This is a genomic window from Eikenella sp., assembly GCF_057315495.1.
In genome coordinates this window covers 1-10851 of record NZ_DBHKXY010000027.1, presented here as the reverse complement: position 1 = coordinate 10851, position 10851 = coordinate 1, and the positions used below count along the sequence as shown (strand labels likewise).

Sequence of the window (10851 nt, the reverse complement as noted above, 5' to 3'; positions counted from 1 at the left end):
AATGGTGCCAACGTTTACGTGCGGTTTGCTACGTTCAAATTTTTCCTTAGCCATGAGCTAATTCCTTTTCATATAAAGATCGATTAAAAGAACAAAGGCTACCTGAAAATTAGCTTCATCACCTGAAATGGTTTTCAGGTAGCCTGTAAACAGCTGCCCATCTCAAGGACAGCCTAGATTGCAAAGTTAACCTTTGCGGTCTGCTACTACTTTTTCTGCCACATGAGCCGGAGCTTCTGCGTATTTCTTGAACTCCATGGTGTAGGTGGCACGACCCTGGGTAGCGGAACGCAGGTCGGTTGAGTAACCGAACATTTCGGCCAGCGGCACTTCGGCACGAACTTTCTTGCCACCAATACCGTCGTCATCCATACCCAATACGATGCCGCGGCGACGGTTCAAGTCGCCCATTACATCGCCCATGTATTCTTCCGGAGTTTCCACTTCTACAGCCATAATCGGCTCCAGCAGCACCGGAGAGGCTTTACGCATACCGTCTTTGAATGCCATAGAAGCGGCCAATTCAAACGCGATTTGCGAAGAGTCCACATCGTGGTAAGAACCGAAAGTCAGACGAACGCGGACGTCTACCACCGGATAACCGGCTACGATACCGTTTTGCAGGGTGTCGCGGATACCTTTATCGACAGAAGGAATGAATTCGCGAGGAATCACACCACCTTTAATTTCATCGATAAATTCGTAACCTTCACCACCCGGCTCCATCGGTTCCATTTTGATCACAACGTGACCATACTGACCTTTACCGCCAGACTGTTTAACGTGTTTAGCTTCGGATTCCACTTCTTTGCGGATGGTTTCACGGTAGGCTACCTGCGGTGCTCCCACATTAGCTTCCACACCAAACTCACGCTTCATACGGTCCACGATAATTTCCAAGTGCAGCTCGCCCATACCGGAAATAATGGTTTGGCCAGATTCTTCATCAGTGCGCACACGGAAAGATGGGTCTTCTTTAGCCAAACGGTTCAGGGCAATACCCATTTTCTCTTGGTCGGCCTTAGTTTTCGGCTCAACAGCAATGTGGATTACCGGCTCGGGGAATTCCATGCGCTCCAAGATAATCGGGGCATTTTCTGCACACAGAGTTTCACCAGTGGTTACATCTTTCAAACCGATGGCAGCAGCGATGTCACCAGCGCGTACCTCTTCAATCTCAGTACGATCAGCGGCTGTCATCTGCACCAAACGACCGATACGCTCACGAGTACCTTTAACAGAGTTCAACACAGTGTCGCCAGATTTCACCACACCAGAGTAAACACGGATAAAGGTCAGCTGACCGACGTATTTATCATTCAACATCTTGAAAGCCAAAGCGGAGAATTTCTCGTCATCGCTGGCTTGGCGGCTGTCGGCTTCTTCGGTATCAGGGTTAACACCTTGAACCGGAGGAATATCAGTCGGAGCAGGCAACAGTTCAACCACGGCATCCAACATGCGCTGAACACCTTTATTTTTAAATGCAGAACCGCACAACATCGGCTGGATTTCACCGGCCAACGTACGCTGACGCAGCGCGCCAACGATTTCTTCTTCAGACAGCTCTTCACCACCCAAGTATTTGTCCATCAGCTCTTCGCTGGCTTCGGCGGCGGATTCGATCATATTCTGACGCCATTCTTCGGCAGTCGCAACCAAATCAGCCGGGATATCGCCATATTCGAAAGTTACGCCTTTGTCGGCTTCATTCCAAATAATGGCTTTCATCTTCAGCAAGTCCACCACGCCTTCGAATTTATCCTCGGTACCAACCGGAATCACGATCGGCACAGGATTGGCGCGCAGACGGGTTTTCATCTGCTCAACCACGCGGAAGAAGTTGGCACCTTGACGGTCCATTTTGTTTACAAATGCCAAACGCGGAACTTGGTATTTATTGGCTTGGCGCCACACAGTTTCAGACTGAGGCTGAACACCACCTACCGCACAGTAAACCATTACTGCGCCGTCCAATACACGCATAGAACGCTCCACCTCTACGGTGAAGTCAACGTGTCCGGGGGTATCAATGATGTTGAAGCGGTGCTCGGGGAACTGCTTCGCCATACCAGACCAATAGGAAGTTACGGCAGCAGAGGTAATGGTGATACCACGCTCTTGCTCTTGTTCCATGTAGTCGGTAGTAGCCGCACCGTCATGCACCTCACCCAGTTTGTGGGTCAGGCCGGTGTAGAACAGAATACGTTCGGTAGTGGTAGTTTTACCCGCGTCAATGTGGGCAGAAATACCGATATTACGGTACAAATTAATCGGGGTTTTACGAGCCATTTCAATCGCCTTTCAAAATTAGAAGCGGAAGTGAGAGAAGGCTTTATTGGCTTCAGCCATGCGGTGTACTTCTTCACGTTTCTTCATGGCGCCGCCACGGCCTTCGGCTGCATCAATCAGCTCGCCGGCCAAGCGCAAATCCATAGATTTTTCGCCACGTTTGCGGGCTGCGTCGCGCACCCAGCGCATTGCCAAGGCCAAACGGCGGGAAGGACGAACCTCAACAGGAACCTGGTAGTTGGCACCACCAACACGGCGGCTTTTCACTTCCACGATGGGTTTGGCATTATCGATGGCTTCGTTGAACACTTCGATTGCTTCTTTGCCCTGTACTTTCTTGGCAATTTGCTCCAGCGCGCCATACACGATGCGCTCGGCAACCGATTTCTTACCGTCAACCATCAAGACATTCATAAACTTGGTCAGTTCAACGCTACCGAACTTCGGATCCGGCAATACGTCGCGCTTGGGGACTTCTCTACGTCTTGGCATTTCAATTTCCTTTAATCTATTCAGCTGGGATGATTCCCGCGAATGCCCATTGGGGAGCATTCACTTACTCGGCCGGCTTATATCAGCAATAACGGCCGACGTGCCTATATTAAAAAATTATTTCGGGCGTTTAGCACCGTATTTGGAGCGTGCCTGTTTGCGATCTTTCACGCCGGCAGTATCCAAAGAACCACGAACAGTGTGGTAGCGCACACCCGGCAAGTCTTTCACACGACCGCCGCGGATCAGCACCACGCTGTGCTCTTGCAAGTTGTGGCCTTCACCGCCGATATATGAAATCACTTCAAATCCGTTGGTTAGGCGCACTTTGCACACTTTACGCAAAGCGGAGTTCGGTTTTTTCGGAGTAGTGGTGTACACACGAGTGCATACGCCGCGTTTTTGCGGGCAGGCTTCCAGTGCGGGCACCTTGTTTACGTACTCGGGCTTTTTGCGGCCCTTGCGTACTAACTGGTTAATAGTTGGCATATTTTCTCGTCCTGTTGAGTTAAATATTTGCCGACACCATGCCGGCAAGAGCGGAATTATAGTTCTTTTGCAAGCAGCGGGTCAATGGCAGTAGCGGAATATACCTTAGCTTTTCGTGGTTTACGGTCGGAGCTGTTGTTTTCTGCACAGAAGCAAAGAAGTCTCTCCCATCAGCCAACCAAACAACGAGGCTACCTGAAACTGTCCTAGCCTGTTTTCAGGTAGCCTCTTAATGGCTATATATAAAGCATCTGCTTTTAGCTTGGCCGAGTCTCTGCCTCTAGCAGAAACCCAGCTATAGCTTTCAGGTAGCCTTTACTTTATCGCATTGCGGATCACACCCATAATGCTGCGGGTGATGCTGCGGGTGATTTGTTTGTTCACCTGACTACCGAGCGAATCAGCCAAATCGTAGCCCAAGCCTTGGTTGGCGCGTTTGCGGCTGCCGAATAGGCCGCCGAGGAAGCCGTCCAGCACGCCGCCTTTGTTGCTTTCAGCTTTTTGGGCAGACGCGGTGGCGGTGTTTTGCACCTTAGCTTCAGCCTCGGCCTGAGCGGCGGCAGCCCGTTCCTGCTCCAGCTGCTGCAGGGCTTCATAGGCGGAGAAGTTATCCACCGCGTCTTTGTAGTGGCGGTAAAGGATGTCGTTTTGGAAACGGCTGTCGCGTTCGGCGGCGGCAAGCGGAGCGAGCTGGGATTGCGGCGGCAGTACGAAGGCGCGCTCCACGATGCCGGGCATGCCCTTTTCATCCAAGAAAGACACCAGCGCCTCGCCCACTCCCAATTCGGTAATCGCCTGCGCCACATCCAGATTAGGATTGCTGCGGAAGGTTTCGGCAGCGGCGCGCACGGCTTTTTGATCGCGTGGGGTAAAGGCGCGCAGGGCGTGCTGCACTCGATTACCGAGCTGGCCGAGCACGGTGTCGGGCAAATCAAGCGGATTTTGGGTAACGAAATACACACCCACACCTTTGGAGCGAATCAGACGCACCACTTGTTCCACCTGCTTGAGCAGGGTATCGGCGGCGTTATCGAACAACAAATGCGCCTCATCGAAGAACATAACGAATTTGGGTTTATCCAAATCGCCGGCTTCGGGCAGGGTTTCAAACAGTTCAGCCAAAAACCACAGCAGGAACGCGCTATAGAGCCGCGGCGAACGCATCAGTTTTTCGGCATTCAGGATATTGATGACGCCTTGCCCGCCTTCGGTTTGCAGCCAGTCTTGCAGATTGAGCTCCGGCTCGCCAAAAAACACATCGCCGCCCTCGCTTTCCAGCTGCAACAGCTGGCGCTGAATGGCGCCGACGCTGGCGGCGGAAACGTTGCCGTATTGGGTGCGGTATTCCTTGGCGTGCTCAGCTACGTATTGCAGCATGCCGCGCAGGTCTTTCAAATCGATCAGATGCCAGCCTTTGTCGTCGGCAGCTTTGAATACCAGGTTGAGCAGGCCTTCCTGCGTGTCATTCAACCCCATCAGACGGGAGAGCAGCAAGGGACCCATTTCGGAAATGGTTACGCGCACGGGAATACCGGTTTCGCCGTATACATCCCAAAAACGCACCGGGCAGCCTTTCAGGTAGCCTTCTGCATCCAGCCCGAATTGAACCATGCGCTCGCCCACCTTGCCCCGCCCGTCGCCCGGGTTGGCGATGCCGGAGAGGTCGCCCTTCACGTCGCTCATAAATACGGGGATGCCTTGCGCGCTGAAGCCTTCGGCCATTTTGCGCAGGGTAACGGTTTTGCCCGTGCCGGTGGCGCCGGCAATCAGGCCGTGGCGGTTGGCCATCTGGCCGAGCAAGAATAAATCGCGGCCTTCGGCTGCGGTTTTGGCAATGTGGAATTCAGCCATTGCGCCTCTCCAACTGAAAAATTGATAACGGGCGATATTGTAACGGAATCGCGCCGTTTGACGGCAAATTTGTTTGGCACTGCGAAGAGTATGCTTTCAGGTAGCCTGTTACATGAACCAAGGCTACCTGAAAGCACTCAACTGCCACAAAGTGAAAACATCTTCTCCAAATTTTCAGGTAGCCTAATTGCCGATTTGAAAGAGGCTACCTGAAAATATAAGCCATCTCCCATACAGCCGCCGCCATCAACACCGTTTTCAGGTAGCCTGTTCCCCGTAAACAGCGCATAATACGCCCGTTTGCCAACCCGCCAGGAGCCACCCATGCCCAACCCACTCTACGGCCAGCACCTCATCTCCATCCCCGACCTGAGCAACGAACAGCTCGAATGCCTGCTGGACACCGCCCTACGCCTAAAACGGGAACCACGCTACAATTTGCTCGAAGGCCGGCTCATCGGCTCCTGCTTCTTCGAGCCCTCCACCCGCACCCGTCTCTCCTTCGAGACCGCCGTGCAGCGGCTCGGCGGTAAAGTAATCGGCTTTTCCGACGGCGCCAACACCAGCGCCAAAAAAGGCGAAACCCTGGCCGACACCGCCCGCATCATCTCCAGCTACACCGACGCCATCATCATCCGCCACCCCAAAGACGGTGCCGCCCGTGTGCTTTCCGAATTCTCCGCCGTGCCCGTTATCAACGCCGGCGACGGCACCAACCAACACCCCAGCCAAACCCTGCTCGACCTGGTTACCATCCAAGAAACCCAAGGTCGGCTGGATAATCTCGTTATCGCCATGGCCGGCGACCTCAAATACGGCCGCACCGTCCACTCCCTTGCCCAAGCCATGAAACGGCACCAAGCCGAATTCATCTTCGTCTCCCCCCCCAGCCTCGCCATGCCCGACTACATCACCGAAGAGCTCGACGCAGCCGGCTGCCGCTACCAAATCCTGCCCAGCCTCGAAGAAGCCGCCCGCCACGCCGACATTCTCTACATGACCCGCGTGCAGCGCGAACGCTTCGACGAACAAGAATTCGCCAAAATCCAAGGCAAATTCAACCTCGAAGCCGCCACCCTCGCCCAGGCCAAGCCCAACCTGCGCGTGCTACACCCCCTGCCCCGCGTCGACGAAATCCATCCCAATGTGGATGGCACGGTTTATGCTTATTATTTTGAACAAGCAAAAAACGGTGTATTCGCTCGCATGGCCATGCTGTCATTAGTGTTAAACGAAAGCGTATAACGTCAATATTTGTAACAGGCTACCTAAAAATGTCAGTTTTAAGTAGCCCAAGCAATTGTTCCCGCCTGCCGCGCATACACACTATCTGCCCATTTGGGGAAGTTCCTACTTCCCCACTTCATCAGATTTTTCTAACAAAGGGATTGATCATGTATGCCAAAAAAGCTTTAGCCCTAGCATGTATCGCCGTGCTGGTGAGCGGTTGCAAAGAAGACGAAAAAACCGCAATTATTCAATAGGCCTTGCCAACGGCAGCTACTCTCGGGATGCGAACATATCCGTTCCCAACGGACCGCAGTCTGAAGCACAGCCTCAACCTCAGCCGCAACCTCCCGTTACCGGCTGTCCATCGGCTACGGATGCGTCAGGCAAATGGACCAGCGTCAAATGCTATGGGTTTAACAACGGTGAAACATCTGACATGGCGGCTAGACTCATACCCTATCACTTAGATAGCCACCTTTCTTATCTCCCAGGCAACATCGCGCTGGTGGAAAATAAATACATTCAAATCACCACCCGTCGGCATTGCGTCGCCCGCCAAGGGGATCCGCTTACCGATCAAAACCTCACCACAGGCCCCTGCCCAGCCAACAAAGTTGCCCAATATTCAAGCGGCCGCTTGGAGTCTGGCAAAATTGTAGACGGTAGCAAACCGTTCCGTGCCGAGATCCGAGCCAAGATCAACTGGAACGGTTCAAGGGGCATGCGCACGGCACTATGGCTGCGCAATAGCGAAACCTTGCAAAATTGCGGCAGCAACCCTGCTGCCAACGACCCCTACGGTGAGCTCGATATTCTCGAGTGGTATTCCTCTGCACGGGCATATGCTTGGTTCTCAACACACGCCAGCTGTTTCTATAGTCACAAAAGAGGCACTTGGCGCACGCGCGTTTTCGCGCACCGCTTGGAACAGCACATCAATCGGCAAGCTACCCCGCTAGATGGCGATTGGCATGTATGGGCAATCGAGTTTGACGGCCAGAAAGTGCGCTACTATCTAGACGGCAAGCTCATCCCCGTGTCCCACTACACAGTGGACGACAACACCACGGTGGATGTGATCGACCGCAGCCAGACCGACGCATCAGGCGGCTACCCCTCCACCATGCCGGATGAAGACTTTGCAAAACTCAACGTTAACCGCCAAATGCTGGATCAGGTATTCAGAGCCAAAGGCCCCTGGTATTTCATTCTAAATGACTACGCAGAATGGGAGGACAAGCTAGACCCACCCCGCCCCACCGACCCGTTCCCCGTCCAAACCACCTTGATCGACTACGTGCGGCTGTATCAGAAAAACTAACCCGGCTCTTGCAGGCTACCTGAAATTTCAGGTAGCCTGTATTCCATCCAACCTTATTCGGAAATCCAAATGGACAACAAAAGCCTCAGCGTCGAAGCCATCGAAAACGGCACCGTTATCGACCACATCCCGGCCGGCCTCGCCCTCGCCATCCTGCGCCAATTCAAGCTATTGCACGAAGGCTGTGCCGTAACCGTCGGCTTCAACCTGCCCAGCAAACGGCACGGCCGCAAAGACATCATCAAAATCAACGGCATCAAACTCAACGAAGCCGCCGCCAACCGCCTCGCCCTGTTCGCCCCCGAAGCCACGGTCAACCTCATCGCCAACTTCAAAGTCGAGCAAAAAATGCCGCTCCGGCTGCCCGAAACCATCGGCGAAGTCTTCCGATGCCCCAACCCCAACTGCGCCAGCCACGGCGAACCCGTTGCCAGCCGCTTCTACGTGCGCCGCCTAGGCAACCAAACCCGCCTCAAATGCCACTACTGCGAAAAAACCTACGACCGCAGCCTTGTAACCGAAGCTTGAAACGGCAGATATAGGGGCAGCTTGAAAACAACACTCCCTGCTTCCGCTATCATCCTGCCTGGTGGATTACTTATCCCCAATTCGAATCATCATGAGTTTTCCAACCAGGCTGAAACAAAAGCACTCCCCTTTCAGGTAGCCTGTGAGGCTACCTGAAATTTTGCACTTAACCACCGGAAAATCTTTTATGCCTCCATCCCTCACCTGGCACACCTTCCCCTCTCCCGCCGCCCAAGCTGCCGCACTGGCCGAAGCCGTGGCCAACGGCCTGCGCCATTGCCTGCAAACTCGAGGCCACGCTGTGTTGGCCGTATCCGGCGGTCGCTCGCCTATAGCGCTTTTTGAAGCCTTGTCGCGGGCAAAACTGGATTGGACGAACGTCACCATCACCCTGGTGGACGAGCGGCTCGTGCCGCCACTACACGCCGACAGCAACGCCGCGCTGGTGCGCCGCCATCTGCTGCAACACGCCGCCGCTGCTGCCCGCTTCCTGCCGCTGGTAGGCGAACAAACCGATGTGTCCGATCCTGCCGCCGCCCTGGCTGAAGCCGAGGCTGCTTTTCCCACGCCAGACATCGCCGTGCTCGGCATGGGTGCGGACGGCCACACCGCCTCGCTGTTCCCGCAAGCTCCGCAATTGGCCGAGGCCGTGTCGCCCGAATGCCGCAGCAAGCTGGTGCACACCAGCCCGGTTAGCGTCGCACACGAACGCATCAGCATGAGCCTGAACGCTCTCGCCGCCGTGCCGCAGCTGTTGTTATCGATTCAGGGTGCAGACAAACGCGCCGTGCTGGAGCAGGCCGCTGCCATGCCCTCGAACGAACGCCCCATCAGCCTGCTGCTGCATCGGGCGAATGTACATTGCCAAGTGTATTACGCCGATTGAATCTGCAGGTTGGCAATAAGCCTTCCTGCCAAGCCGAACCATGCTGAAAGGCTACCTGAAAATTTTTAGGTAGCCTTTTGATTGGCCATGCCATGGTTGCAAGCCATAACCAAGCACGCAGGCAGCCATCAACCCTACTTTTTACCCTATCAAAAACACCTGGAAATGCAGCTGAAAAAAGCTAAAACGCCATAATTATCATACGCAAAGAGCCAAGCCGCCACCTTTCAGGCAGCCTTTGTCTATTGTAAAAAATAATCCATAGTCTTTGACAATTTTTAACTGCTATCCTAATATTTACTCGAGGCCTGTTGGCGGACAACAGCCTGCATTTAATTGTTTCTTTATTTTCCATAGGGATAAAGCCATGATAGAAGTGAACAGCTACTACACCCTGATTGCAGCCACCATGGTGCTACTATTGGGTAAACTGATGGTTAGCAAAATCAAGTTTTTACGGGATTTCAACATTCCCGAACCGGTGGCGGGCGGCCTGGTGGCGGCCATCTGCCTGTTTAGTTTGCACGCGACCACGGGCATCGGCTTCCAGTTTCAAAAGCCGCTGCAAGACGCATTTATGCTGATTTTCTTTACCTCCATCGGTCTGAGCGCGGATTTCTCCCGTCTGAAAGCCGGCGGTATTCCGCTGGTGGTGTTTACCGCCATCGTGGGCGCATTTATCTTTGTGCAAAACATTATCGGCGTGGGCTTGGCCAGCGTGTTCGGCCTGCACCCAATGACCGGCCTGATTACCGGCTCCATCACCCTCACCGGCGGCCACGGTACGGCAGCCGGCTGGGCACCCGACTTAATCAAATACGGCGTGCCTGCTGCAGCTGAATTGGGCATGGCCTCAGCCACCTTCGGCCTGGTGGCCGGCGGCATCATCGGCGGCCCGGTGGCTCGCCGACTCATCAACAAAATGGGGCGTAAACCCTTGGATTCCGCAACCGTTGAAGCCGACCACCTGCGCTCTGCCGACGACGATCCGGATTACAGCACCGACGATATGTTTGAGCGTGCCGAGCAAACCCGCCTGATCACCGCCACTTCGGCCATCGAGACCCTGGCCATGTTTGCCGCCTGCCTCTCATTTGCCGAAGTGATGGACGGCATCGACAAACAATACCTGTTCGACCTGCCCAAATTCGTGTGGGCGCTGTTTGGCGGCGTGGTGTTGCGCAACGTATTGGTGAGCGCGTTTAAATTCAATATGTTCGACCGCGCCATCGACGTGTTCGGCAATGCCTCTCTCTCGCTCTTCCTAGCCATGGCCCTGTTGAACCTGCAACTGTGGCAGCTGACTGACTTAGCAGGGAAGGTAACCATCATCCTGCTGGTTCAAACCGTGGTGATGATTCTGTATGCCACCTACGTAACCTACGTATTCATGGGCCGCGACTACGATGCCACCGTGCTGGCCGCCGGCCACTGCGGCTTCGGCCTCGGTGCTACCCCCACCGCCGTAGCCAATATGCAGTCCATCACCGAGCGCTTCGGCCCTTCGCACAAGGCCTTCTTAATTGTGCCGCTGGTGGGCGCGTTCTTCGTGGACATCATCAACGCGCTGATTTTGTCGGGCTTCGTGAACTTCCTGAAGTAGCCCAACACAAGCAAACGGCATCCGATTGGGGATGCCGTTTTTTATTAGCCAATCGTCGCAGAAAACCGCAAAAGGGGCATAAGTAACAAAAAAGGTGCTAAAGCCCCCCCCGCAAGCCTTATCCTGCAAGGCTTTAAACGGAGTCAAAACTTTTGAACA

Annotated in this window: 10 protein-coding genes; 6 read left to right on the top strand and 4 right to left on the bottom strand. The window is 54.2% G+C overall.

Going from position 1 to position 10851, the window contains the following annotated elements:
• Positions 1 to 186: 186 nt before the first annotated feature.
• The 4 genes from fusA to ACO6EE_RS04240 form a co-directional block, all read right to left on the bottom strand.
• Positions 187 to 2292 (bottom strand): elongation factor G, encoded by a 2106-nt coding sequence (gene fusA / locus ACO6EE_RS04255; RefSeq protein WP_485959474.1) that lies wholly within the window; start codon positions 2290 to 2292, stop codon positions 187 to 189.
• Between the two features lie 18 nt (positions 2293 to 2310).
• Positions 2311 to 2784, bottom strand: coding sequence for a 30S ribosomal protein S7 (rpsG, locus tag ACO6EE_RS04250; protein ID WP_023887596.1), 474 nt, complete (start codon positions 2782 to 2784; stop codon positions 2311 to 2313).
• A gap of 117 nt (positions 2785 to 2901) precedes the next feature.
• Positions 2902 to 3273 (bottom strand): 30S ribosomal protein S12, encoded by a 372-nt coding sequence (gene rpsL, locus ACO6EE_RS04245; RefSeq protein WP_003824684.1) that lies wholly within the window; start codon positions 3271 to 3273, stop codon positions 2902 to 2904.
• A 315-nt stretch (positions 3274 to 3588) separates the two neighbouring features.
• Complete coding sequence (locus ACO6EE_RS04240) at positions 3589 to 5124, bottom strand: helicase HerA-like domain-containing protein (protein ID WP_485959472.1); 1536 nt, start codon at positions 5122 to 5124, stop codon at positions 3589 to 3591.
• A gap of 57 nt (positions 5125 to 5181) precedes the next feature.
• On the opposite strand from ACO6EE_RS04240, the gene ACO6EE_RS04235 reads away from it, so the two are divergent.
• The 6 genes from ACO6EE_RS04235 to gltS all read left to right on the top strand — a co-directional run bounded on the left by ACO6EE_RS04235 (position 5182) and on the right by gltS (position 10692).
• A complete protein-coding gene (locus ACO6EE_RS04235; protein ID WP_485959470.1) occupies positions 5182 to 5337 on the top strand; it encodes a hypothetical protein in 156 nt (51 codons plus the stop codon).
• 111 nt (positions 5338 to 5448) lie between these two features.
• Positions 5449 to 6369: an aspartate carbamoyltransferase gene (pyrB, locus tag ACO6EE_RS04230; RefSeq protein WP_485959468.1), complete on the top strand. Its 921-nt coding sequence runs from the start codon at positions 5449 to 5451 to the stop codon at positions 6367 to 6369.
• A 421-nt stretch (positions 6370 to 6790) separates the two neighbouring features.
• Entirely contained in the window at positions 6791 to 7675 is an 885-nt protein-coding gene (locus ACO6EE_RS04225; RefSeq protein ID WP_485959466.1) for a glycoside hydrolase family 16 protein, read from the top strand.
• Between the two features lie 69 nt (positions 7676 to 7744).
• A complete protein-coding gene (pyrI, locus tag ACO6EE_RS04220) occupies positions 7745 to 8203 on the top strand; it encodes an aspartate carbamoyltransferase regulatory subunit (protein ID WP_485959464.1) in 459 nt (152 codons plus the stop codon).
• Positions 8204 to 8390: 187 nt separating this feature from the next.
• Positions 8391 to 9089 carry a 6-phosphogluconolactonase gene (pgl, locus tag ACO6EE_RS04215; protein WP_485959462.1) on the top strand — a complete coding sequence of 233 codons (699 nt, stop codon included), beginning with the start codon at positions 8391 to 8393 and terminating at the stop codon, positions 9087 to 9089.
• Between the two features lie 367 nt (positions 9090 to 9456).
• Complete coding sequence (gene gltS / locus ACO6EE_RS04210; protein ID WP_485959460.1) at positions 9457 to 10692, top strand: sodium/glutamate symporter; 1236 nt, start codon at positions 9457 to 9459, stop codon at positions 10690 to 10692.
• The last annotated feature ends 159 nt before the right edge of the window (positions 10693 to 10851 follow it).

Bases quoted from the DNA above. Each gene is read 5' to 3' on its own strand.
- pyrB (WP_485959468.1), top strand. From the start codon at position 5,449: ATGCCCAACCCACTCTACGGCCAGCACCTCATCTCCATCCCCGACCTG.
- ACO6EE_RS04225 (WP_485959466.1), top strand. From the start codon at position 6,791: ATGGCGGCTAGACTCATACCCTATCACTTAGATAGCCACCTTTCTTAT.
- ACO6EE_RS04240 (WP_485959472.1), bottom strand. From the start codon at position 5,124: ATGGCTGAATTCCACATTGCCAAAACCGCAGCCGAAGGCCGCGATTTA.
- gltS (WP_485959460.1), top strand. From the start codon at position 9,457: ATGATAGAAGTGAACAGCTACTACACCCTGATTGCAGCCACCATGGTG.
- rpsL (WP_003824684.1), bottom strand. From the start codon at position 3,273: ATGCCAACTATTAACCAGTTAGTACGCAAGGGCCGCAAAAAGCCCGAG.
- rpsG (WP_023887596.1), bottom strand. From the start codon at position 2,784: ATGCCAAGACGTAGAGAAGTCCCCAAGCGCGACGTATTGCCGGATCCG.
- pyrI (WP_485959464.1), top strand. From the start codon at position 7,745: ATGGACAACAAAAGCCTCAGCGTCGAAGCCATCGAAAACGGCACCGTT.
- fusA (WP_485959474.1), bottom strand. From the start codon at position 2,292: ATGGCTCGTAAAACCCCGATTAATTTGTACCGTAATATCGGTATTTCT.
- pgl (WP_485959462.1), top strand. From the start codon at position 8,391: ATGCCTCCATCCCTCACCTGGCACACCTTCCCCTCTCCCGCCGCCCAA.